Here is a 23178-nt window from a genome sequence, read left to right as displayed (position 1 = left end):
ATAACCCAGAAACATACAATTATGAAACGTTTCCTTTTTATGATGGCACTCACCACATTAACTGTGCTCTCCTGTTCAAAAGATGATGAGGGGCCGAATGGTCAGCAGGACCCACTGATTGGGGCGTGGCAGTTACGCGCAATTTACAATGGTGAAGAGGTTATTGAGGTTACGAACGAACCCTGTTTCCAGGATACACGTTTCGATGTAAACGAAAACAACCTCACGCTCTTTATTTCAGTACCATCAGGTCAGCCGGATGCCTCCTGTCAAACGGAGTCTCAGTCGGCCGCCTGGGAAAATGACGGCGGCACCTATTACGTAATTACCGACGGTGAACGGGAACCCCTGGGCATATCCCTAAATGATGATAACCAAACGTTACAACTGAGCATTACCTTTGATGGTGAGCCCTTTGCACTGATTTTCCGAAAATAATCCTTACTAATTTTTAATTAAAAACCATGAAATCCAAGATGTTTATTAGCGCTGTCCTGGCATGCTGCCTGACCTGTACTGTCTTTTTCGCTACTGCGCAATCCGCGGCACAACCGTATCGCACCGGAGCCGGCCTACTCATTGACGTCGGTGAGGGAGTCACACTCGTAGGCCCGCATGTAAAGCACTTTTTTGCACCGAATCATGCCGGGGAGGGTGCTGTACTCTTTGGTGGCGGGGTAACCAGTTTGCAGGCCATGTACCAGTACAACCAGCCGATTGGTGAACTGGACGGACTGCAATGGTACCTCGGCATTGGTGGGAATATCTTTTTTGAAGAAGATGTCGACGCTACTTTTGGCATTGTACCCGCTGCAGGACTTGATTACAAGATTGCGAAAGCGCCGATTGACCTATCTTTCGATTGGCGGCCAAAATTTTTGTTGTATGACGGCGACAGCGAGTTTCTGGCAGCGCGGTTCGGCATTGGCCTGCGGTTTACGTTTTAAAACGTAAACTGTGGTGCCACATCCCGATTATTTTAATACATTCGCTCTTTAGGCACCGAAATCCCATCACAGCCAACACGAGGGAAAGGTGGTAAATGGCAGCAATCAATGATAAGGCATACCCACATAAGTAAGGGCAACTTACGAAGTTTAATCCGGAAAAAACAGATTTCCTGGGCTGGTAATGGCGCATTGAAGATTTATGGCACACTGCGGTGCGGATCAGGGAAAAAAATGAAAAGGGAAAACCGGGTATTCTTTTGTTCCGAGGAAGAAGCCCGGCAACAGGGATACCGGCCATGCGGAAACTGCATGAAGACGGCGTACCGCAACTGGAAAAAAATCACCGGATTTTATGAATATAGTAACACATCTCCTAGGTAACAGTAAAGTCGCTGAGGTCGTCACCGACGAGATTTTGCTGCACGATGCAGCCGATGGACTGGATCTGATGGGAAACCTGTATTATCAGGGATTCGACAGCATCGTTATTCATCAAAAAAATATCACACCTGCCTTTTTCGATCTGCAAAACGGTATCGCGGGAGAACTACTGCAAAAGTTTTCCAATTATCGTGTGCGCCTGGCCATTGTAGGCGATTTCGACCAGTTCCCATCCAAAAGCCTGCGCGACTTTATTTACGAAAGCAATAAGGGACGGATCGTTAATTTCGTTGCCTCAACGGAAGCGGCATTGGAAAAATTGGCGCTGCGGTAACCAATCGCTTCCCGCTCAGCTATCCTGAATATCGGAAGAAAGCGCGGTGATGTGCCGCTGGATGATCTCGCGGTCCGCGTCCGTGCCGACAGCCTTCAACGCCGCCCGGTAATAGGCCAGCGCCTGCCGGTTATCGATACCGGTATAGAGGTTGCCCAGCAGTGAGTAGTAGAATAGGTTGCCCGTAAGCTGCAGCTTTTCGGCTTCGGCAATAGCCGCAGCCTTCCCCCTGACTTTCGCCAACGCAAACGTACGGTTCAGTGCGGCAATCGGTGAATAGGCAATGGTAAGCAGGTGGTTATATAGTGTCAGTATGTTTTCCCATTTTTCCGTGGTATCGGCCCGCTGCGTATGCCAATAGGCGATCCCCGCTTCCAGGTGATACCTGGAAACCTGAATCCCGGTGGACGCCGTGTTTAGGTAATGTTGGCCCCTTTCGATTAGTGCCCTGTCCCACCGTGTGTCATCCTGGTCGCGATAGAGGATAATCTCCCCGTGGTCGCCTGTCCGGGCGTCAAAACGGGAAGCATGGAAGCACATAAGAGCCATAAGGGCATGGACTGCCGGCGTGGCGGTACGCCTGTTAGCAATCAGCTGATCACATAACCGCATAGCCTCGGCACAGAACTCCTGGCGCAGAACGGTATGGTGCGAGGTAGAATAATATCCTTCGGAAAACAGCAGGTAGATGGTGGTAAGCACCACTTCCAGCCGCGCATCAATTGCGGACAGCGAGGGCTGTTCGATCTTGATTGCCGCGGCTTTCAGTTTTTCCTTTGCTCGGTTGATCCGCTTATAAATGACCTCCTTATTCGTAAGGAATGCGTCGGCTATTTCCTGGATTCCAAAACCACATAGCAGATTCAGCGCCAGTGCAATCTGGGATGCTGTCGAAACCGCTGGATCACAAACGGTAAACAACATGGCCAGCTGACTATCGGCAATGTGTTTTTCGGAAAAATCAATTTCCAGTATATCGGTGGCATCCGTTTCATAGGTGACGGCGGGTGCCAGTTTCTGCTCAAAGAGCAGGTGCCGTTTCAGCTGGTTTCTCGTCTTATTTTTGGCCACAGTATAAAGCCAGGCTGTGGGGTTTGCCGGCACGCCGTCCAGGCTCCACGTTTCCGTCGCCGTCAAAAACGTATCGGAAACGATATCTTCCGCCACCTCGATGTGGGAAATACCGAACAGGCGGCACAGCACGGAAACCAGCTTCCGGTATTCCGTGCGGAATAAGTGGGGTATCAATACGTGGTTGTCCATCATCACTTAATCATACCCGGGAACCGCGGCACTGCGGTTCCCGGGCAATTGATAAATCCAAATCCTATCCGGCCGTCAACGCCATGCGTACCTCCACGGTTGCGCCCCATTTTAGTACCGGGCAGCCTTTTGCAATTTCCACGGCGTCGTCATAACTCTCGGCCCGGATCAGGACCAGGCCACCGATGGATTCCTTGATTTCGGCATAGGGCCCGTCTGTCACCGTAGCTGAAGTGACCACACGCCCACCCAGATCCCATCGCTTGGGCGGTGCCACCAGTTTGTTCTGTGCGGCGATACTGCCGATCCAATCCTGGAAAGGTTTGATGGCTTCCTGCATCTGTTCAGGCGATGGTTTAGCGTCTTTGCTTTTGAGATCCCGATGGATCGCGATTAAAAACTCGTTCATGGTATTTGTATTTTATGGGGTAAATAAATGTATTCAAGTATATCCGGTATAGGCAAATATAAACTTATCCAAATTGTCCCGGACGGTAAGTACCCGGTTCATTGTAAAAGGCATGATTAATCCGGTTCCAGGTATTAATCGTGGTAATGGCCAGTGTCAGGTCAACTACCTCCCGGTCGCTGAACACGGCGGTTACTTCGTTATATAGCGCATCCGGTGCAGCACATGCGGTAATTGCTTCCGCCCAGGCCAGCGCCGCCCGTTCACGGTCGGTGTAGTACGGTGCCGCTCGCCAGGCACTTAATCCGTACAGCCGCTGTTCGGTTTCGCCTTCTGCACGGGCGTCCTTATAATGCATGTCCAGGCAATAAGCGCATTGATTCAGCTGCGACACCCGAAAATAAACCAAGTTCAGGAGCGGTTGCCCAATCGCTGATTTCTTCAAATAGGCACCAATGCCAAAAAGGCCCTTTAGTGCTTCCTGTCCTTGTTCTTGGATATTGATCCGTTGTTCCATGAGTATAAAATTTAAAAATGAAGTTATACCCCAATGACAATCGAACCACCGGGATTGGACAATTACCGGAAAAAATTTTCGGTGGTGCTGTTCCATCGCACATCCCAAGCACGAATCCTTTTCTTGGCATTAAGTAAAATTTATACTTGACATATTGCGTCCAACCGCTACCTTTACACTAACTATAACTAGTCTAAATATCAAATTGCAACATGTACAGCTCTGTCCTGCTGATGTTATTTATGGCATTTTTCCTTTTTTACAATACTTCGCACCGGATGCGATGGTCCGGGAAGCGTCCATGGACGAAGGTGCTGGAACGACGCCCGATGTTGTCCAAATCACTAGCCGGACTGTTAACAGCGGTGGCTGCGCTTATTTTGATTGATCGCAACGGAGCCGGTGCCGGTATTTTTTCGTTAATCGTTATGATCATGGGAATGGGAAGTCTGATCGTAACACTGGCCCCTTATCGTTTCCTGAACAGATTTACCCTGGTGCTGCTTTACCTGGCTGCGCTGACCTGTGAATATTTTATTGCATAGCCATCATGCCTGCGAACAAAAAATACCTTACAAAATCCCCTTTTCAGCGGTTCATGAAAATTACAGCCGGTTTTGTCGGAGGCTATGCCGTCATGATTTCCGCGCATCTCGCGCTGACATCGGTTTTTAACAAAGATGCGGTGGTGGCCACTGCCTTCTTCTCGGGCTATATCTTATGGGCGATCCTGTTACTGTGCGCCTTCCTGGCCCGAAACGCGTGGAAAATATGGCTGATTTACCTGGCCCTCGCCGCCGTATTCGTGTTACTCTATCTTTTCAATCGTTGATTCACATGAACAACAGGAATCATAACATCTATTTCCATTTGCATACCATCAGCGGTATACTGGTCTGTGCGATACTATATGTGATCTTTTTCGCAGGTTCATTTTCGTTTTTCAAGAAGGAAATACAGGCCTGGGAAAAAGGCCAATCCTACACCCATGCGAATACACTGGCTTTTGATTACGATACACTGATCGATTCCATAAACGCCCAATATGATCTCCGTGGCCGGGATATGGAACTTTACCTGCAGGCCGACAATTACCAGGCGTATATCAGTCTCACACCGTCGAAAGACAGCCTCGCCAATGCTGCAGGTTCTGAAGCTGTTTCACTCACTTATGACTTCGCCGGCCACCGGAAATCAACCTATACGGAGTCATACGACCTCGGGGAGTTTTTATACCGGCTGCATTTTTTGGCGCAACTCAACGCCATTCCGCTGAATTTTGCCGGCCCGTTCGGCTATGTTCTCGCCGGACTGGTGTCCTTTCTGTTTTTATTTGCCCTGATTACCGGCCTGCTCCTGCACTGGAATAAGATCGCATCCAATTTTTTTGTATTCAGGCCATGGTCCAAATGGAAGACCGTATGGACCGATGTACATACGGTGCTCGGTGTCATCGGCTATCCTTACCAGTTCATCTATGCGGTTACAGGAATTGTACTCATCTTCAACACAGCATTGCTGTTACCATTCAGTAAATTACTATATAAGGATAATCCGAATCAGTTGTATGATGCCGTAAACAATTACAGTAACGACCCCTTTGAATACCAGCATAAACCATTACAGGAACCAATAGATATCAACACGATCATCCAAAAAGTCGACAGGGAATGGCCGGCAACACAGCTCACCAACATCCAGTTTAAGAACTATGGCGATGCAGGCATGCACATTGTATTTCGTGGTGCGGCCGATCCGCATGCGGATTTTGCCGCTACCGGGAAACTGGTGTACCGGGTTGCGGATGACACCGTCGTATTTAATAAACCAGCCAATACCGATGCGAGTTACATTGACTGGGTCCGTGCACTGGCATATCGCCTTCATTTTGGCGATTACGGAGGATATCCGCTGAAGATCATCTATTTTATACTGGGCATTATGGGATGCATTATCACCGCATCAGGCATTATGATCTGGCTGGTTGCCCGGGATAAAAACACCGTGCCAGCCCATAAGCGGAAGTTCAACTGCTGGGCGGCCAATGTATTTCTGGCCGTTTGTTTAACGATGCTCCCGGTAACGGCATTCACATTCATTGCGGTAAAAGCGACGCACCTCTCGGGCCAGGATTCCCTTTATTCGGTTTATTTTTACAGCTGGCTGGTATTGTCGGTCTACTATGTTGTCCGTCGGAATATCCGGCGCACCCATGCCGAGACCCTGTTGCTGGGGAGTCTACTTGGCCTTCTCGTGCCGGTGGTCAATGGCATCTTCGGTGGTAACTGGCTCTGGAATACGTGGCGTGAAGGTGCAGTGGATATCCTGGCAGTCGACCTGCTCTGGATCGCCATCTCGGCGATTGGTCTGGTGGCTTTCGTTAAAATGAAAGCACGGAAGCCCAAAGATGTCATGCGCAGAAGCACTGCCAAGCAAATGGAACGGACCGCAAACCAGGGATAAATGATACAATGCCAAGCCCGTTTCGTAATGCGCCGACGTCAAACGAAGGTTAGTAAAAAGATATTGCAGCTTATTTTTTCCAGTTTAAAAATCAATTCGTAATATTGAATGCCAATATATACGGGCCTAATAAATTAAGTGGTGGTTTACTGAGGGGTAACGACGGGACTTGGCAATAAGCAAGCCGTTTAACCAATTGTCCATTCATGGAGCATTTTGAAAGACAGTTTATCGGATTCCTTGCGGATGGCGACGATCGGTCGGCGTTCGCGCTGCTCTATGAAGGGTATTGGGAACCGCTGTTTCTTTATGCGGCCCGGGCAATCCAGAATAAAGAAGATGCCATCGATATCGTGCAGGAAACATTTATCGCGTTGTGGGAACAGCGCCAGCAGGTACCTGCCGTACAATCCCTGAAGGCGTACCTATTTGCAATTGCCCGTTATAAATCCCTGCAATATATCCGGAAGCATATTCACCGTGAAGATTATGCCGATTCCCTCGCCGCATTTCTGACCCGCCACGAACAAAGTCCGGAAGAATTGCTGATGGCTGACGAATTACAGCAGCTTATCGACGATGAGATACAGCAATTCCCTAAAAAAATGCGGGTCATTTTTACCCTGAGTCGCCACGAAAATCTTTCTTACAAGGAAATAGCCGAAAAATTACAGCTCTCGGATAAGACAGTAAAGAAACAGATCAGCAACTCGCTGAAGCTCCTGCGGTTGAAGATCACCAACCACTACCTGCCATTGCTCGTTTTCCTGATGGTAAATGCATGGTTCAAATAAACCGCCAAAGCCTGGCCTTATTTCCGCTTAACCGGCTATTTTAACCCTGAATAACCAATAGGTTAAAAATATTTTAATTTTTCCTACTACCAAACAGCATTTTATTACACTTACCTATAGTTGACAAAACTAACCAAGGTAATGAAGCAAGAAGACGTATTGGCGTTATTAAAGCGGTACGAGGAGAATACCTGCACCAAAGCGGAGAAAAAACTACTCCTGCAATGGCTGGCCGAACAGGCGGAATGCGACGAACCGGTATGGCAAAGCGAGGAAGAGCGCACTGCCGTACGGGAGATGCTATATCATCGGCTGGACCGCACGCTTTTTACACCGAAATGGTACCGGCGGAAGGCGGTATTGCGCCCCGTCGCCGCAGCATGCTTACTTTGCCTGTTCAGTGCCTTGGCGTGGCTGTATGCCGGGCGGCAATCAACAGACCAATACGAAAAATTTTATACCAGCGAGGCGGTGGATCCCGGATCCAGCGCGGCATTGCTCACGCTCGCCGACGGCTCAACCATCCGGCTGGATGAAGCGGATAATGGCCTGCTGTCCAATAAAAACGGGGTAATGATCAAAAAAATGGATAACGGCGAACTGGTCTACGAAGTCGATGAATCCATTCCACTGGATAAAGACGGTAACGTAGCCAAAAATACCATCAGCATTCCCCGTGGTGGCAAATACCAGCTCACGCTGCCCGATGGCTCTAAAGTGTGGCTCAATTCGGGCTCTACGCTGGTATATCCAGCGGTATTTGTAGGCAAAACCAGGACCGTTACCTTAACCGGAGAGGCTTATTTCGAAGTGGCCCACAACCGCGCGCAGCCGTTTATCGTGCAGGCATTGGATAATGAAATCGAAGTAACGGGTACACATTTTAACATTTCGGCTTACCACGACCAGCAACAGGTAAAGACCACATTGGTCGAGGGTGGCGTCATCGTATCTAAGAATAAAACCCGGCTGGTACTGACCCCTGGCCAGCAGGCGATCAGCAACTTCGAAAACGATGAAATCGAAAAACTCAATGTGGATCCGTTTTACGCGCTGGCGTGGACCAAGGGATATTTCGTATTTGAAGACCTGGACATCAAGACCATCATGAACGATATCGCGCGCTGGTACAACGTGGATATCGAATATAAGGGCAAAGGCAACTATAAGAAAATCGGAGGTACTTACCTACGGTCGAAAGGACTGCAGGAATTACTGAATCACTTGGAAGCGCTCAGTGGCGCGCATTTCCAGTTAACGGAAAGGAGGGTTATTGTAAGCATGTAATTACGCATACCCAAAAAATTGTTGCCACAAAAAAGCCGGCAATGTGGGCGCATCGCCGGCCGATGCCTGAAAAGTTCAGGACCTGTTTAGGCAACAACGAATTGCTACTAACAATCGCTATTTATTTAACCTAATTGCAAATGTATAAGAAAAATATGGTATTCGTACGGAATAAGCACCGTGCGTTATTCAAATCACTTCTTGCCATGAAATTAGCCGTGTTATGCCTATTAATCAGCGTGGTGCAGGTAAATGCCAATGTACTCGCCCAGGAGGTGAGCATCCAGGTAAAGAACGTTTCGTTGCGTGAAGTATTCCGGACCCTCACTAAGCAGACCGGCTATGATTTCCTGTATGTGTCGGAAGACCTGAGGCAGGCAAACCCGGTGACCCTGGACGTAAAACAGCAACCGTTGGATCAGGTACTGAAAAATGTGCTCGCCAACCAGCCGCTAACCTACGAAATCAAGAATACGACAGTATTAATCCACCGGAAACCGACGATGAGGCTCAACAGTACTGGAGCGAATGTGCCAAGCGCCGTGCTGCAGCAGGCGATTTCGGGAACAGTTACCAGTGACACGGGCGAACCGCTGGAAGGGGTAACGGTAAGTGTGCAAGGCACCGCTACGGCAACAACAACCAATGCCCAGGGTGTTTACCAGCTCAATGCAGCCAGCGGAAATGCCGTACTGGTGTTCTCGATTATCGGCTTTGACAGCCAGCAGATCAACGTAAACGGGCGCAGCACCGTAAACGTGCAGCTGGTGACGGCCAATGAAGCACTGGGCGAGGTGGTGGTAACCGCACTCGGCATTACCCGTGAAAAGAAGTCGCTGTCTTATTCGGTCACCGAAGTAGGTGGCGAGGAATTTACCCAGGCTCGTGAAAACAACCTTGGTAATGCCCTGTCGGGCAGGATCGCGGGTGTCAACGCCTCGAGCTCGGCAACCGGGCCGGCCGGTTCAAGCCGCGTAATCATCCGCGGTAACGGCTCACTGAGCGGCGATAACCAGCCCCTTTATGTGGTCAACGGCATTCCCATTAATAATGCAAACCAAGGCACACCCGGTACATTTGGCGGGCGCGATATGGGCGATGGCCTGATCAGCATCAACCCCGATGATATCCAGAGCATCTCCGTGCTTAAAGGCGGAACGGCCGCGGCGCTTTATGGTTCGCGCGCAGCAAATGGCGTCATCCTGATCACGACTAAATCCGGTCGCGCGCAACAGGGTATTGGCGTGGAATTCAATTCCACCTACACCATGGAATCGCCGCTGGCTATTCCCGATTATCAGTTTGACTATGGTTCCGGATCCCGCGGACTGAAGCCTACCACACAGGGCGAAGCTGTTGCCAACGGCCGGATGTCCTGGGGCGCCCCGCTTGACGGCGAACCGGTCATCCAGCACGACGGCGTAATGCGTCCTTATGTGGCCCAGAAAGATAACGTCAAAAATTTCTACGACCTGGGAAGCACCTTCTCCAATACACTGGCCCTCAACGGCGGCAGCGAGGCGCTGAATTTCCGCTTTTCGGTGTCCAACATGGACAACGCGGGTATCGTGCCCAATTCCAAGCTGAACCGCAAAACATTTAACCTGAGCGCCAATGCGAACCTGTCGGATAAGATCCTCTTCGAAGGCCGTGCACAATACAGCATTGAAGAAGCGAAAAACCGTACGGCTATCGCCGACTTTACGGCGAATCCCAACGCATCCATCGGCGTAATGGCCACGAGCCTTGACGTACGGACACTGGCTCCGGGATATGACGCGAATGGTTTTGAAACGCCATGGAACGATTATAACTTCGTTACCAATCCGTATTTTGCCGTCAACAAAGTGCGGAACGGCGACGACCGCAAGCGGTTCATCGGTTCCTTCAGCGCCCGGTATAATTTTACCGATTACCTGTATGCCCGTGGCCGGCTGGGTATGGACCACATTAGCCGAAATGCCGAAAACATCACGCCGAGCGGCATCCTATACAATCAATTCGGCGCCATGACCAAGGATCAGGACGTGTTTTACGAGACCAACGCCGAGTTGATGATCGGATTCGATAAAACATTCGGCCAGTTTTCCGTAAATGCCATGATTGGTGGTAACCAGATGTATAACCAGGCCCGCGGCGTATCGCTGAACAGCGGAAACTTTAACGTACCGTTCCAGTACTTCATCAGCAATGGCAGCAGCCAGACCTTTACGGAAGATTTCTCGGAATGGGCAATCAATTCCGTGTTCGGGTCGGCTGACCTCGGTTTTAACAATTACCTGTTCCTGAACCTAACCGGACGTCAGGACTGGTTCTCCACGCTTTCGCCCCAAAGCAACAGCCTGTTCTACCCTTCCGTGGGGGTTGGCTTCGTGCTGTCGGAAGCGATGGGCACCCGCCCGGCATGGTTAAGCTTCGCCAAACTGCGTGCCTCCTGGGCACAGGTGGGTGGCGGCGCGCCAAGCCCGTACGGCCTGAACCTCGTATATACCGCTGGTTCTATTCCGCACCTGGGACAGCCTATTATGACCATCAACGGAAATACAATTCCCAACGCACTGAAACCCTACACCTCAACCACTACCGAAGCCGGTGTGGAACTGCGGATGCTGGATAGCCGTTTAGGTGCGGACATTACGGTGTATGACCGGACGACGACCAATGACATCGTCAGCGCTTCCGTGCCACCGAGCGCGAGCTACAATAACGTAAGCCTCAATGTGGGTGAAATGCGCAACCGCGGTATCGAAGTGTTGCTGACCGGAACACCTATACAGGTACCGGAAGGCCTGAACTGGGATGTGAGCCTCAACATGGCCTACAACGACAACAAGGTAATTAAAGTTTCGGACGACCTGAACAGCCTGGCTGGCGGACAGCCACGCACGCAGAATGCGTATGTATATCACTACGAAGGTATGCCGTATGGCATGATTGCCGGTTACCGTCGCCTGCGTGATGAAAATGGCAACGTGGTGTACAACAGTGGCAACGGATTGCCGCTGCGCGGACCGCTGGAAGCACTCGGACGCGGTGTGCCACCGCTTACCCTGGGCTTATCCAACGACTTCCGGTACAAAGGATTTTCGCTTGGCATCCTGCTCGACGGAAAATTCGGCGGCGTACTGTATACGTCAACCAATGCTTATGCAACCAACTATGGCCTGCACAAACGCACGGTGGAAAACGGCGTACGGGAATCGGGTGTAGCGGTATCCGGGGTAGACCAGGATGGCAATCCGTTTGAACGGGTCATTCCCGCACAGGAATATTTCCAGGGCACGGCATTCACGTTAACCGAAGACTTTGTTTCGGGAGCCGACTTTGTTAAACTCCGCCAATTGACATTTGGTTATAGCCTGCCGCAACGCCTGCTTGCGGGCACGCCGCTGCAATCGGCAAGCCTGTCGCTCGTTGCCCGTAACCTATTGCTTTTATATAGCGAAGTGGACAACGTGGATCCTGAATCAAGCTACAGCGTGGCCGGAAATTCACAGGGCCTGGAAAATTTCGGGGTACCGCCTACACGCAGCTTTGGACTGAACCTGATGGTCAGGTTCTAACGGTCAATCAGCTGAAGTATCATAACATTTAACATTCAAGACATGAAGATAGATCACATCAAGCAAGGAATTTCAAAGATGGCCTTCGGCCTGGGCACGGCGGCTGTGCTGCTGTTGTCTTCGTGCGACAAGGGCTTCGAAGAGATGAACCGGAACCCCAATGCGTTTACGGAACCCGTAATCGGCAACCTGTTTTCGGCTGCGATCATTCGCACCGCGGGCGTGGGAGACGGCAATACACTCTATCCCAATTCCAAACAAGCAGGTTGCTTTGTCCAGTATTTCGCCTCACTCAATCCGTGGCAGTGGACGGGCGACAAGTACCTGTATAAACCCGACTACAATAACGGGCTCTGGAATACCGCGTACCGCACTGAACTGAAGGAACCTGTACAGATCCTGGAACTTACCGCCGATGATCCGGAGCAGTCCAACCTGCACAACATCGCCCGGATATGGCGGGTATACATCCTGCACCGGGTAACGGATATGTACGGGGATATCCCCTACTTTGAGGCTGGCCTGGGTTATATCAATGGCACTTATAAGCCGAAATATGATAACCAGGAAGCGGTATATGCCGATATGCTGAAGGAACTGGAAGAATCGGCCGCCGCGCTCGATCCGGCAAAGCCGTCGTATGGTGCTGCCGACTTTCTGTATGGCGGGGACGTGGAGCAATGGCGTGTTTTTGCCCATTCACTGATGCTGCGGTTGGGCATGCGCATGACGAAGGTAGATCCGGCGGCTGCGGAAAGCTGGGTGAAGAAGGCCATCGCGGCCGGCGTCATGCAAAGCAATGCCGACATTGCCAGACTGGAGCATACTTCCGGTTCGGGAACCAACTGGAACTGGAACTCGCGCCAGCTGCAAACGGCCGAAGGCGTGCCACCCTCCGCTCAGGGCAAGGGCTTCTCGAAGCTTAATAAAACGTTTATTGATTATTTGAAGTCGACCAACGACCCGCGGTTACCTTTTTACGCTACGCTATGGCAGGGCAATATTGACATCACCAAACTGCCTGCTGAGTCGTCGCCTGAAAAGCAGAAGGGCCTGCCGGGTGGTTATGACTACACCTCCATCCAGGACCTGATACCCGGTTGGACCGACAACATGCAACAGGAATACTCGGAAATCAATATCCATACCATTGCGCACCTGGAAGCGCCGACCATTTTCCAGAGCTACGCCGAAGTGGAATACCTGCTCGCCGAGGCCGCCCTACGCGGCTGGGGACCGGGTACGGCAAAGGAACATTACGAGGCGGGTGTTCGTGCTGCCTTCCAGGCCCAGGAACTGTACCCCAATGCGATGGATGCCAACCAGGCATTGGTTGCCGCTAACGGCTACCTGGCAGACAATCCGTATACTCCCGGCAGTTTCGACAGTGAAATGAAACAGATCCATACCCAGTTCTGGGCGTCGCTGTTCATGAACAACATCGAGGTATATGCCAACTGGCGGCGGACGGGATATCCCAACCTGATACCGACGGACTATCCGGGTAACGAAACCGGTGGAAAGATCCAGCGTCGGCTCATGTATCCCGATACGGAAATCAGCCTGAACACGGAAAACTACAATGCAGCTATCCAGCATCAGGGACCGGATCTGTTCATGACCCGCATCTGGTGGGATAAGGAATAGGGATAAAGATTGTGATAATTGGTTGCGGCGGGTGCCCCTTTTCATAAGGGGTGCCCGCTTTTTTATAGCCGTTCATGCAGCCAGTCCGGCAACCACCGGTACAGTATCGCAATGATGCGCCAGCGCCGCGTGATGTATACCACCCTGCTGCGCCGCCGCAGGCCTTGGTAAATCTGGCGCGCGGCCTTATCAACCGGAGCGACCCAGAATCTTTTGGGGGACTTCGCGCCGGGCGTGGCCACAAACCCCGGACAGATGTCGGTTACCGCAATGGCGGGCTGCACGTTCCGCGCCTTCTGCCGCAATCCTTGCAGGTAATTAATCTGGTATGCTTTAACCGCACTGTAGCCCGGCGACTGGCGGCTGCCGCGGATTCCCGCAATCGATGTAATGGCCGCCAGCTGTCCATAACCCTGTGCCAGAAAACGGGTAAAAGCCCAGTCTGCAATACAGGTGAAAGCCAGTACATTGAGCCGGATCATCTGCTGTTCCAGGGCAAAGTCCAGCTGTTCGTTGACATCCCCCCCGCCCGCACTGATTACCACGGCATCCACGCCCCCCATGGCCGCAGCCAGGGCATCCAGTTCCGCCCCGCATACCGCCGTGTCAGTCGCGTCAAATACCCGCACATACACACGTTCCGGGCAGGTGGCCGCCACCTCCTCGAGCAGTTCAGCACGTCGACCGGTAACGCCTACAGCGTGACCCGCCGACACCAGGATACCGGCCAGCGCGCGCCCGATACCGGAACTGGCCCCGACAACGATGATCTTTTGTTTTTCCATACGCATACCATACTGGATTTCCGATGTAAAGATACAGAACAACGCGACTTCCCAGCCGTTACATCCAACTGAATTTGCTGTTTTTTAACCGGCAATATCCGGAAAATGAACGCATATTTCGGCCAATATCATTTGGAATAAACGAAGGGAATATGTAGTTTAGCCTGCAGATACTAACCATGCACGCACACCACCCTGTGATGAACGATAGTTAATGCCCGTGGAACAATTCCCGTTCGCTATTGCATGGAACAGCACCTGCTGCGTTTTACTAACTTCATGATAACAACTAACTAAAAATGACTGCCTATTTTAAATCACTTCACCCGTGGAGAGCCACCCGTTTACTGATGGCCTTAGGGGTACTTTTTACCGTATTTTTTTTCGTGCAATGCCAGACAGGTTCCAAACTGCCGCCGGGCGATCCGGATAATGGCGGGCTCTACCTCCCCGACGGTTTCGATGCGTTGGTAGTGGTCGACAGCCTCAATGGCTACGCCAGGCACCTCGCCGTTAACGACAACGGCGACATCTATGTAAAAGTGCGGCTGCATGCGCGCACGGATGGCTACGGCAACATCGCCATGCGCGATCTTGACAACGATGGAAAAGCGGACAGCATCGTGTATTTCAGCAAATACGAAAGCGGACAGTATGGAACGGCCATGCGCATCCATAACGGCTACCTGTATTTCAGTTCCAACCTGATCGTTTATCGCTATAAGCTGAAACCGGGACAGCTGGTACCGGACAGCAAGCTGGATACCATCGTTATTGATAATCCGCCAAGCCATGCACACCAGACCAAGCCGGTGGCATTCGACGGCCAGGGCAATATGTATGTGGGCTGGGGAGCCGGCTCGGACGACTGCTCCGACGGCCAGCCCGGATCAAAAGGCCAGGGAGTAGCTGACCCTGCCACACCCGGTGAAGGGTGTCCGCAGCTGCTGGACCATGGCGGCATCTGGAAATTCAACGAAAACACGTTAAACCAACGTCAGGAAGACGGCACACGCTATGCTACCGGTCTGCGCAGCATCGTCGGCATGGAATGGGACAGCAATTCCAACTCCCTGTATGCCGTATCGCACGGCCGCGACAATTTCAAAATGCTTTGGCCGGGTATGTATTCCCCCTGGGAAAGTGCCGTACTGCCTGCCGAAGAACTCTTCCGCGTACACGAAGGGCTCGACGGTGGATGGCCTTATTACTACTACGATCAAATACAGGGCAAAAAACTGCTCAACCCGGAATATGGCGGCAACAAAAATGAAGCGAATGGTGGAAAGCTGACGAAGCCCATTGTGGGCTTTCCGGGCCACTTTGCACCGAACGACCTGTTGTTTTACAAGGGAAATCAATTTCCTGCGCGCTATAAGGAAGGGGTATTCGTAGCCCTCCACGGCTCCACCAACCGGGCACCGTATCCGCAGGCCGGCTACATCATCGCGTTCGTACCGATGAAGGACGGCGCAGCCTCCGGCCCCTGGGAAGTGTTTGCCGATGGCTTTGCGGGACTTGATACGATCGTCAGCAATAGCGATGCACACTACCGCCCCATGGGTCTCGCTGAAGGTCCGGATGGTTCCATCTACGTGAGCGATACGGAACAGGGTCGGGTTTGGCGCATCATGTACAAAGGCGACAAGGATGGTTTCGGTGAAGCCCAGCTCGCCAAAATGGCCGAACGCAAAGCTACTGCAGCAAATATCAAGGATCCGGATCCCGTAGCAGATAACCTGGACCGTGGACGCCCCGTCGATGCCGCGGCGGTTTATATGATGTACTGCCGGGCTTGCCACCAACGCGATGGCAAGGGCGATGGCGGCCGTTTTCCGCCGCTTGAAAAATCCGAGTGGGTAAATGGCGACAAAACCCGGCTCATCAATGTGGTCCTAAACGGTCTCTCCGGTCCCATTACCGTGCGGGGATTACCCTATGAGGAGCCGATGCCGGCGCATGGAAGCTTTTTGAATGATGCCCAGGTGGCCGAAGTATTAACGTATGTGCGGTCAAACTTTGGCAACACGTCAAGCCCGGTAACCGCCGATGAGGTTGCCGCGGTACGGAAAGAAACAGCAAAATAGCCACATCACAAGCGTACCAGCCACAGCCGGGCTACCTTTTTAGGCAGCCCGGCTGTGTTTTTGGTACAGACAACGGGTCCTGCCCCACTCTCGCTAACCGCAACGCACCCGGCAGATCCGCATACTGGTCCGCCCGGGCCGTCCTTAGCTGAATCCACAGAAAACCTTTTGCACCTATTTGCGCTTATATAGGTATGAAAACATACAACATAGCCGTTTGTGTGGGCAGCCTGCGGCAGGCGTCCCTGAATAAGAAGATCGCCCATGCGCTGATCGCGCTGGCGCCCCAGTCGCTTGAACTCCATGTGGTGGACATCAGCCAGCTGGCACTTTACAACGAGGACCTGGACCAATCTCCACCCTCCGAATGGGCAGCGTTCCGAAAGGAAATCCGGGAGAGCGACGGTATCCTCTTCGTAACACCTGAATATAACCGTTCGATTCCTTCGGTACTTAAAAATGCCATTGACGTGGGTTCGCGGCCTTATGGCCAAAGCACGTGGGACGGAAAACCAGCGGCAATTGTGAGCGTTTCACCGAGCAGCATCGGCGGCTTTGGCGCCAACCATCACCTGCGGCAGGCATTGGTATTCCTGAATATGCCGGCCATGCAGCAGCCGGAAGCCTATATCGGAAATGCCAACGAGCTGTTCGACAGTAACGACCAGCTGGTCAAGGAATCAACCCGGAAATTTCTCGGGGAGTTTATCACTGCCTTCGCCGCCTGGGTGGCCAAAAACCTGCCGGATTAGCGACGACTTGCGGCAAATTACCACGGAAGCCGGATTTCTGCACAAACGGGTATAACCGGTTGTTGCGACCTGCCGTCATTCGATCTTTGTACTTCGGCATTTTGTTGCTATTTTAGTCACCAAAGATATGGTTCCGCATTCCCATTCATCTCCCGGACAATCGACGCAGGCAACATACAAAACCAACATTGTGGTTATCGGTGCCGGGCAGGCAGGCCTGTCTTCGGCTTATCACCTCAGCAAATTGGGTGTGCCGGCCGGCAAGGGCTTTGTTGTGCTCGATCAGTCGCCCCGCCCGGGCGGAGCCTGGCAGCACCGCTGGCCGTCGCTCACACTGAGCACGGTCAACCGCATCCACGACCTGCCGGGCATGCGCTTTGCCGATACGATAGCGGACGGGGATACCACCGTACGGGCCAGTGTGGCGGTACCCCACTATTTCGAGGCGTATGAACGGGCATTTGACCTGCAGGTTTACCGGCCGGTAAAGGTGGTGGTCGTCTGCGACCGGGGTGACCGCTTTCGGGTGGAAACCGACCGGGGACTCTTTTCGGCCCGGGGCATCATCAATGCTACCGGGACGTGGGAAACACCATATATCCCTGAGTATCCCGGTGCCCAGCGGTTCCAGGGCACCCAATTGCACACGAAGGATTATCGCTCCGCGGATGCCTTCCGCAACAAGCACGTAGTCATCGTTGGCGCGGGCATTTCCGCTATACAGCTGCTTGACGAAATTTCCCGGGTAACGACCACGACATGGGTCACGCGGCGGCCTCCGGCATTCCGGGAGGGTTCTTTTACTGAAGAAGACGGCCGCGCAGCCGTGGCAATGGTCGAAGACCGGGTACGGCGCGGGTTGCCCCCTGCTTCCGTCGTGTCCGTCACCGGGCTCCCCCTGACGCCGGCCATCACGGCCATGCGGGCCCGCGGCGTACTCAACAGGCAGCCCATGTTCAGCGAAATCACCGAACAGGGCGTACGGTGGCCCGATGGCCGCACGGTCAATGCCGATGTGATCCTGTGGTGTACTGGCTTCCGGAGTTCGCTTGACCACCTGCTTCCGCTGATGCTGCGCGAACCCAATGGCGGCATCGTCATGGCTGGCAGGCTGGCCACGCAGGTAGCCAAGGATCCGCGCATTCACCTGGTGGGCTATGGTCCCTCCGCCTCCACCATCGGTGCAAACCGTGCCGGTCGTGCGGCAGCCAGCGAGCTGATGCAGCACCTGGGGCTGTAGCTAGCCCGTCATTGGTTTCTTCGCCCAGGCATATTTTTCGAAATCGACATCTTCAAAGCTGGGTTCAAAGGATTCCGCGCGACTGACCTTCATCAGCAGCTCAAAGGATTTGGGATAAGGCGGCTGCAGCAGGCAACGGCTGGGGATATAGGGATAACTATCCAGGTACGTTTCAATGCGATTGGCGGAAACACGTCGATGGATATAAATCCGGTGGATATCATCCGGGTGCTTTATGCCGGCAGCTCCCATCAATTCACCCGCGCTCTTTACGGTATCGTGATGGAAGTTGGCAACGCGCACCTTCTTATCGGCTACAACCAGCCCTTTCACGAGTTCCGGGTTCTGCGTCGCTACCCCTGTAGGACATGTGTTGCTGTTACATTCCAGTGCCTGGATGCAACCCAGTGCCATCATCATGCCCCGGGCGCTGTTGCAGATATCGGCGCCCAGTGCAAAATACTTGACCAGGTCAAATCCCGTGACAATCTTGCCCGATGCAATGATCTTAATGTGCTGCTTGAGACCAAACCCGGTGAGGCAGTCGTATACAAAGGCGAGTGCATCGCGCAACGGCATGCCCACGGAGTTGGAGAACTCCAGGGGCGCCGCGCCGGTACCGCCCTCGCCCCCGTCAACGGTTACAAAATCGGGATAAATACCCGTTTGTATCATGGCCTTGCAAATGGCGACAAACTCGCTGCGGTGCCCAATGCAAAGCTTAAATCCCACCGGCTTTCCGCCGGAGCGTTCGCGTAGCTGCTTGACGAATTCAAGCAGGCCAATCGGCGTATTAAATGCACGGTGATACGGTGGTGAATCCACCTCTTTTCCCATTTCCACCAACCGGATACGGGCAATCTCTTCGGTTACCTTAGCTGCCGGCAATATGCCGCCATGGCCCGGTTTTGCTCCCTGGGAGAGTTTGATCTCCACCATCTTCACGTGCGGATGCTGTGCCTTTATCCCAAACGCCTCGGGATTGAAGTTCCCATCGGGGTGACGGCAACCGAAATACCCCGTCCCGATCTGCCAGACCAGGTCGCCGCCCCCTGCGAGGTGATAATCGCTTAGGCCGCCCTCGCCGGTGTTGTGGTAAAAGTTTCCGATTTTAGCCCCCTCGCTTAACGCCAGGATCGCATTCTTGCTCAGCGAACCGTAGCTCATTGCGGATATGTTGTACACACTTGAGGAGTATGGCTGTGTGCATTCCGGGCCGCCCACCACCACACGCGGGTGTTCGTTGATCTTGAAGAAATCAAGCGCATTAATGCTGTGATTGAGCCACTCGTAATTGTTGTCGTATACGTTGAGCTGTGTACCGAAAGGTGTGGTATCCAGCTCCCGCTTAGCACGCTGGTAAATCAGGCTGCGGTGCAGCCGGTTGAAAGGCCGGCCGGCCGTATCGCTTTCGACAAAATACTGCTGTATTTCCGGTCGGATGCTTTCAAAGAGGTAACGCAGCCGGCCGAACAGCGGAAAATTCCGACGGATGGCTTTCCGGGTCTGAATCATATCAGCCACCCCCAGTGTCACCAATGGCAAAACGATAACCAAGCTCCACAGCACGGGTATCCACCACATGCTGACGAGGCCGATTACCGCCAGGATAATGACGGCCCCAAAAAGAAATTTACTGCGCATTTCCCAAATTTGGGAAATTTTAGTCAGTAATCAAAGGCGATATCCGCAGCGCTGTCCCCCTGAAATCATTGGGGCATTTGTCCGGGCGTTACCGCCGCAGTTGCTCAACCAGCCACTCCTGCACCTTCGTCTGCTGTTCCGGAAACGTCCAGTGTCCCGTTTCCTGTACGAGGTAGAGTTCCTTCGGAGCCTTTATCTGATTGTAGGCGGCGTAAAATGAGGTGGGCGGACAGGTTTCGTCATTATAGCCCCAGCTGTAAAAGCCAGGTACCTTTACCGAGCGCGCGAAATTGACCACATCATAATAGGCCGACACGGCAATTTTATCGTCCTTGGCCATAAACGGCGCATTCGTTTCGTTGAACATGTGCGGCCATCCGCCCGCCCTGCCATGGAGGTATCCGGTGAGGTCACTCAGTGCCGGGTAAAACGAAGCCAGGTACTTCACCCGATTGTCCAATGCTGTCGTAATAATCGCCAGCGCGCCGCCCTGGCTGCCTCCCCAGACGGCCAGGTTGTTGCCGTCGAACTCGGGAAGCGAAAAAAGGTAGTCAATGGCACGCACACAGCCCAGGTATACCCGTTTATAGTAATACCGGTCGCGGTCATCCATGTTAAAGAACTGATAGCCGCGGAGTGCACCGGCACCCAGGTCGTTGTAAAGGCCGGTCTCATAGGTGACCGGCATACCGTGGATACCGATCTGCAGCGTAATCACGCCTTCCGCTGCCAGCTCAATGAGGCCGGCATAAGGACGGATGCCAGCACCCGGCACCTGGAGCACAGCCGGGTATTTTCCCGGCTTTTTCGGGCGCGCGAGGATACCGTATAGCCGGGTACCCAGCTCGTAGTTCTGGATATTAACTTCATATACATCCACTGTTTCCGTGCCACGCTCGGGAAGCAGCGTCAGTTTTGCATCCATCGGAATCTTGGCAGCCTCGGCTTTGGCAGCATTCCAAAAGGTCCAGAAATCGTCGGGAAGCTGCTGGGTAGGCTGTATGGATTCCGGTGCAAAGGCGGCCGTGGCAAATCCCCGGTAATCCGCACCGTCAACCGTGACACGTACTTCACACCGCAGAAAACCCGGGGTGTCCAGCGTGGCTTCTTTGCCTACCACGACGGTACCGGAAGACAGGGTGGCTTCACCCGATTGGGTCGGCGGCATTTTTTCCAGCCCGATCCGGTAGCTAACGGTCGCATTTTCAACCGGTACCTGATGCTTCAATACCGTTACTTCAAAGGAGGCCTCCTCCCCCAATGCGTAGGTCCAGTCTGCCTTATTAGGGGTTACCAGTACCTGGATCAACTGGGCGGAACGCGACTGGGTTTGCGCAACACCCCATAAAGAAAGGAAAAGCAGCCCGCAGGTAGCGGTAAACATACGGATGAATACAATTCTGTTCATGGTTATAAAATTGGTGGTTAAAGACGATTACGATCTCCATGCGAATATAAAAAAACCATTGTCAAATGCGGCATGTTGTTTGTGTTTGGCGATGCCGCCATGTTACTTAGTACCTACACATTACCACGATGAATGCATACGTACAATGGTTAAATGCCCGAAGGATCAAGTACAACATGCTTGATTGACCTTCTGTTGTATGTATAGGTGATGTGTACATACCCATCGGAGGCCTGTATAACCGCCGGATAAGCATAACCATCTTCGATTGGCTCGTTTTCAAGGGTCATTACCGGCGTCCAGTTCTTTCCGTCCGCCGACACCGCCACGTTGAGGATATTCCGGTCTTTAGGTTCTTCTCCCTCTTTCGTGGAATGGTTGTATACCAGCAGCTGCCGGCCATCACGCAGTGTCACTGCATCCGTCCCTGAATTCGGATTGGGCAAGTCCATGGCGGTCATCGCACTCCATGTACGACCCTGATCATCCGACCAGCTTTCCGCCAGCACGCCCTGCCGTGTACGGCAGATCACCTGAAGCCTGCCGCCGGGATAGGTGAGTATACTGGGCTGAATGGCATCAAATTCAACACCGTCATTAATCGGCCCTACCACTTCCCAGGCACGTCCCAGGTCTTTGCTGATCTCAAAATAAACCCGCCAGTCCTGGTCCGCGCCGTCTCCTTTCGGATATTCGATACTTGTTGGACTGATAATCGTCCCATCATGCAGCTGTATCGGTTTATTTTTTATCGGCCCCAGCAATGATCCGATCTTCGGGTCTTCACCCAGTTTCCGCGGTTCGGACCACGAGCGTCCGTTATCCGCCGAAGTCATCACCATGCCCCACCAGGTTTGCGGCCCGGGACCAATCTTATAAAATAACATCAGGTCTCCGCCTTCGGGTTGAAACAACACCGGATTCCAGCAGGGATACCGCAGTGTGTCGTTTTGGATGCCGTTGGCGGCCTCCTGAGCGCTTGTCCATTTCCCGTCCACTAACCTCGAAACCCAGATGCCCACATCATTATTGCCTTCATGGGTGCCGGCAAAAAAAGCGGCGACCATGCCTTCCGGTGTTTCCACGATGGTCGAAGCGTGACTCTGTGGGGCGGGCCTGTTGTCCAGTGAGTAGATAAGCTCACCCCGCAAGTAAGCGCCATTAGTTGAATCCACCAACGCGGGAAGACGGTACCGTCCGGTGACATCGTTTGGCTGATCTGCCGTGTTCGATGGGGTCCCTGAACACGATGAGAAAACAACTGCAATAAACAGCCCTATGATAACGAGATCGTTTTTATCCTTCTTATTCATTTTTGACATGTTCGTGCAAAAAGGTCTATCAAACTGCAATATACTATTTTATACCGACACCGTCCGGTCAGTCCTTCCATGAAGCATCTGGCAGCGCGATTTGCATCTCACTGAAACGCAGCAAATTTGGGATTAAGCATGTAAACCATTACCTTTGGTTCAGCAACTAAACGTAAACCATTTCTGCTGTCTGCTGATTGATTTGACCTTGCAAAAGCATACCGGTTCGGGACCGGGTGTATATGCTGACAGCACCTTCTTCGGAGTGAGTCCAGGGTGAGTCCATAGTGAGTCCAGAGTGAGTCCAGTTTTCATCGATAAATACCCGGACTCATGCCGGA

The 23178-nt window shown here is 52.6% G+C and carries 21 protein-coding genes; 14 read left to right on the top strand and 7 right to left on the bottom strand.

Annotation, left to right across the window (positions count from 1 at the left end; genetic code table 11):
- Positions 1 to 21 precede the first annotated feature (21 nt).
- The 4 genes from ABWO75_RS05570 (at position 22) to ABWO75_RS05555 (ending at position 1665) form a co-directional block, all read left to right on the top strand.
- Entirely contained in the window at positions 22 to 438 is a 417-nt protein-coding gene (locus ABWO75_RS05570) for a lipocalin family protein (protein ID WP_353183408.1), read from the top strand.
- A 26-nt stretch (positions 439 to 464) separates the two neighbouring features.
- Positions 465 to 947 (top strand): hypothetical protein, encoded by a 483-nt coding sequence (locus tag ABWO75_RS05565; RefSeq protein WP_353183406.1) that lies wholly within the window; start codon positions 465 to 467, stop codon positions 945 to 947.
- A 108-nt stretch (positions 948 to 1055) separates the two neighbouring features.
- Entirely contained in the window at positions 1056 to 1331 is a 276-nt protein-coding gene (locus tag ABWO75_RS05560; RefSeq protein ID WP_353183404.1) for an Ada metal-binding domain-containing protein, read from the top strand.
- Entirely contained in the window at positions 1303 to 1665 is a 363-nt protein-coding gene (locus ABWO75_RS05555) for a DUF4180 domain-containing protein (protein WP_353183402.1), read from the top strand. The genes ABWO75_RS05560 and ABWO75_RS05555 overlap by 29 nt, the downstream gene beginning before the upstream one ends.
- 15 nt (positions 1666 to 1680) lie before the next feature.
- On the opposite strand, the gene ABWO75_RS05550 is transcribed toward ABWO75_RS05555, so the two are convergent.
- The 3 genes from ABWO75_RS05550 to ABWO75_RS05540 all read right to left on the bottom strand — a co-directional run bounded on the left by ABWO75_RS05550 (position 1681) and on the right by ABWO75_RS05540 (position 3854).
- Entirely contained in the window at positions 1681 to 2931 is a 1251-nt protein-coding gene (locus ABWO75_RS05550; protein ID WP_353183400.1) for an RNA polymerase sigma factor, read from the bottom strand.
- Positions 2932 to 2992: 61 nt separating this feature from the next.
- Positions 2993 to 3337 (bottom strand): YciI family protein, encoded by a 345-nt coding sequence (locus ABWO75_RS05545; RefSeq protein ID WP_353183398.1) that lies wholly within the window; start codon positions 3335 to 3337, stop codon positions 2993 to 2995.
- Between the two features lie 64 nt (positions 3338 to 3401).
- Positions 3402 to 3854: a carboxymuconolactone decarboxylase family protein gene (locus ABWO75_RS05540; protein WP_353183396.1), complete on the bottom strand. Its 453-nt coding sequence runs from the start codon at positions 3852 to 3854 to the stop codon at positions 3402 to 3404.
- A 212-nt stretch (positions 3855 to 4066) separates the two neighbouring features.
- On the opposite strand from ABWO75_RS05540, the gene ABWO75_RS05535 reads away from it, so the two are divergent.
- The 7 genes from ABWO75_RS05535 (at position 4067) to ABWO75_RS05505 (ending at position 13608) form a co-directional block, all read left to right on the top strand.
- Positions 4067 to 4399, top strand: a complete 333-nt coding sequence (locus tag ABWO75_RS05535; protein ID WP_353183394.1) for a hypothetical protein — start codon at positions 4067 to 4069, stop codon at positions 4397 to 4399.
- Positions 4400 to 4452: 53 nt separating this feature from the next.
- Positions 4453 to 4686 (top strand): hypothetical protein, encoded by a 234-nt coding sequence (locus ABWO75_RS05530; protein ID WP_353183392.1) that lies wholly within the window; start codon positions 4453 to 4455, stop codon positions 4684 to 4686.
- 5 nt (positions 4687 to 4691) lie between these two features.
- On the top strand, positions 4692 to 6317 hold the full coding sequence (locus ABWO75_RS05525) for a PepSY-associated TM helix domain-containing protein (RefSeq protein WP_353183390.1): 1626 nt from the start codon (positions 4692 to 4694) through the stop codon (positions 6315 to 6317).
- A gap of 206 nt (positions 6318 to 6523) precedes the next feature.
- Complete coding sequence (locus tag ABWO75_RS05520) at positions 6524 to 7111, top strand: RNA polymerase sigma-70 factor (RefSeq protein ID WP_353183388.1); 588 nt, start codon at positions 6524 to 6526, stop codon at positions 7109 to 7111.
- A gap of 141 nt (positions 7112 to 7252) precedes the next feature.
- Positions 7253 to 8398, top strand: coding sequence for a FecR family protein (locus ABWO75_RS05515; RefSeq protein WP_353183386.1), 1146 nt, complete (start codon positions 7253 to 7255; stop codon positions 8396 to 8398).
- Between the two features lie 140 nt (positions 8399 to 8538).
- The gene (locus ABWO75_RS05510; RefSeq protein ID WP_353183384.1) at positions 8539 to 11961 is read left to right on the top strand and encodes a SusC/RagA family TonB-linked outer membrane protein; all 3423 of its coding nucleotides are present in this window, start codon (positions 8539 to 8541) and stop codon (positions 11959 to 11961) included.
- Positions 11962 to 12003: 42 nt separating this feature from the next.
- Positions 12004 to 13608 (top strand): SusD/RagB family nutrient-binding outer membrane lipoprotein, encoded by a 1605-nt coding sequence (locus ABWO75_RS05505; protein ID WP_353183383.1) that lies wholly within the window; start codon positions 12004 to 12006, stop codon positions 13606 to 13608.
- 62 nt (positions 13609 to 13670) lie between these two features.
- Here ABWO75_RS05505 and ABWO75_RS05500 read toward each other — a convergent pair whose 3' ends face one another.
- Positions 13671 to 14393 carry an SDR family NAD(P)-dependent oxidoreductase gene (locus ABWO75_RS05500; RefSeq protein ID WP_353183381.1) on the bottom strand — a complete coding sequence of 241 codons (723 nt, stop codon included), beginning with the start codon at positions 14391 to 14393 and terminating at the stop codon, positions 13671 to 13673.
- A gap of 299 nt (positions 14394 to 14692) precedes the next feature.
- Between ABWO75_RS05500 and ABWO75_RS05495 the strand changes: the two genes are divergently transcribed.
- The 3 genes from ABWO75_RS05495 to ABWO75_RS05485 all read left to right on the top strand — a co-directional run bounded on the left by ABWO75_RS05495 (position 14693) and on the right by ABWO75_RS05485 (position 18472).
- A complete protein-coding gene (locus ABWO75_RS05495) occupies positions 14693 to 16480 on the top strand; it encodes a PQQ-dependent sugar dehydrogenase (protein ID WP_353183379.1) in 1788 nt (595 codons plus the stop codon).
- A 194-nt stretch (positions 16481 to 16674) separates the two neighbouring features.
- Positions 16675 to 17232: an NADPH-dependent FMN reductase gene (locus tag ABWO75_RS05490; protein ID WP_353183377.1), complete on the top strand. Its 558-nt coding sequence runs from the start codon at positions 16675 to 16677 to the stop codon at positions 17230 to 17232.
- A 127-nt stretch (positions 17233 to 17359) separates the two neighbouring features.
- A complete protein-coding gene (locus tag ABWO75_RS05485; RefSeq protein WP_353183375.1) occupies positions 17360 to 18472 on the top strand; it encodes an NAD(P)-binding domain-containing protein in 1113 nt (370 codons plus the stop codon).
- Here ABWO75_RS05485 and ABWO75_RS05480 read toward each other — a convergent pair whose 3' ends face one another.
- From ABWO75_RS05480 to ABWO75_RS05470, 3 genes are all read right to left on the bottom strand, one after another.
- The gene (locus ABWO75_RS05480; RefSeq protein WP_353183373.1) at positions 18473 to 20116 is read right to left on the bottom strand and encodes an FMN-binding glutamate synthase family protein; all 1644 of its coding nucleotides are present in this window, start codon (positions 20114 to 20116) and stop codon (positions 18473 to 18475) included.
- Between the two features lie 88 nt (positions 20117 to 20204).
- A complete protein-coding gene (locus ABWO75_RS05475; protein WP_353183371.1) occupies positions 20205 to 21524 on the bottom strand; it encodes an acetylxylan esterase in 1320 nt (439 codons plus the stop codon).
- Between the two features lie 149 nt (positions 21525 to 21673).
- Positions 21674 to 22837 carry a sialidase family protein gene (locus ABWO75_RS05470; RefSeq protein ID WP_353183369.1) on the bottom strand — a complete coding sequence of 388 codons (1164 nt, stop codon included), beginning with the start codon at positions 22835 to 22837 and terminating at the stop codon, positions 21674 to 21676.
- Positions 22838 to 23178 lie beyond the last annotated feature (341 nt).

The organism is Parapedobacter lycopersici, assembly GCF_040395035.1.
Classification (GTDB): Bacteria; Bacteroidota; Bacteroidia; order Sphingobacteriales; family Sphingobacteriaceae; genus Parapedobacter; species Parapedobacter lycopersici_A.
This window is presented reverse-complemented; position numbering and strand designations above follow the sequence as displayed.

Excerpts from the sequence above, each read along its gene's own strand:
- ABWO75_RS05570 (WP_353183408.1), top strand. The coding sequence starts at position 22 with ATGAAACGTTTCCTTTTTATGATGGCACTCACCACATTAACTGTGCTC.
- ABWO75_RS05565 (WP_353183406.1), top strand. The coding sequence starts at position 465 with ATGAAATCCAAGATGTTTATTAGCGCTGTCCTGGCATGCTGCCTGACC.
- ABWO75_RS05560 (WP_353183404.1), top strand. The coding sequence starts at position 1,056 with ATGATAAGGCATACCCACATAAGTAAGGGCAACTTACGAAGTTTAATC.
- ABWO75_RS05555 (WP_353183402.1), top strand. The coding sequence starts at position 1,303 with ATGAATATAGTAACACATCTCCTAGGTAACAGTAAAGTCGCTGAGGTC.
- ABWO75_RS05550 (WP_353183400.1), bottom strand. The coding sequence starts at position 2,931 with ATGATGGACAACCACGTATTGATACCCCACTTATTCCGCACGGAATAC.
- ABWO75_RS05545 (WP_353183398.1), bottom strand. The coding sequence starts at position 3,337 with ATGAACGAGTTTTTAATCGCGATCCATCGGGATCTCAAAAGCAAAGAC.
- ABWO75_RS05540 (WP_353183396.1), bottom strand. The coding sequence starts at position 3,854 with ATGGAACAACGGATCAATATCCAAGAACAAGGACAGGAAGCACTAAAG.
- ABWO75_RS05535 (WP_353183394.1), top strand. The coding sequence starts at position 4,067 with ATGTACAGCTCTGTCCTGCTGATGTTATTTATGGCATTTTTCCTTTTT.
- ABWO75_RS05530 (WP_353183392.1), top strand. The coding sequence starts at position 4,453 with ATGAAAATTACAGCCGGTTTTGTCGGAGGCTATGCCGTCATGATTTCC.
- ABWO75_RS05525 (WP_353183390.1), top strand. The coding sequence starts at position 4,692 with ATGAACAACAGGAATCATAACATCTATTTCCATTTGCATACCATCAGC.
- ABWO75_RS05520 (WP_353183388.1), top strand. The coding sequence starts at position 6,524 with ATGGAGCATTTTGAAAGACAGTTTATCGGATTCCTTGCGGATGGCGAC.
- ABWO75_RS05515 (WP_353183386.1), top strand. The coding sequence starts at position 7,253 with ATGAAGCAAGAAGACGTATTGGCGTTATTAAAGCGGTACGAGGAGAAT.
- ABWO75_RS05510 (WP_353183384.1), top strand. The coding sequence starts at position 8,539 with ATGTATAAGAAAAATATGGTATTCGTACGGAATAAGCACCGTGCGTTA.
- ABWO75_RS05505 (WP_353183383.1), top strand. The coding sequence starts at position 12,004 with ATGAAGATAGATCACATCAAGCAAGGAATTTCAAAGATGGCCTTCGGC.
- ABWO75_RS05500 (WP_353183381.1), bottom strand. The coding sequence starts at position 14,393 with ATGGAAAAACAAAAGATCATCGTTGTCGGGGCCAGTTCCGGTATCGGG.
- ABWO75_RS05495 (WP_353183379.1), top strand. The coding sequence starts at position 14,693 with ATGACTGCCTATTTTAAATCACTTCACCCGTGGAGAGCCACCCGTTTA.
- ABWO75_RS05490 (WP_353183377.1), top strand. The coding sequence starts at position 16,675 with ATGAAAACATACAACATAGCCGTTTGTGTGGGCAGCCTGCGGCAGGCG.
- ABWO75_RS05485 (WP_353183375.1), top strand. The coding sequence starts at position 17,360 with ATGGTTCCGCATTCCCATTCATCTCCCGGACAATCGACGCAGGCAACA.
- ABWO75_RS05480 (WP_353183373.1), bottom strand. The coding sequence starts at position 20,116 with ATGCGCAGTAAATTTCTTTTTGGGGCCGTCATTATCCTGGCGGTAATC.
- ABWO75_RS05475 (WP_353183371.1), bottom strand. The coding sequence starts at position 21,524 with ATGAACAGAATTGTATTCATCCGTATGTTTACCGCTACCTGCGGGCTG.
- ABWO75_RS05470 (WP_353183369.1), bottom strand. The coding sequence starts at position 22,837 with ATGAATAAGAAGGATAAAAACGATCTCGTTATCATAGGGCTGTTTATT.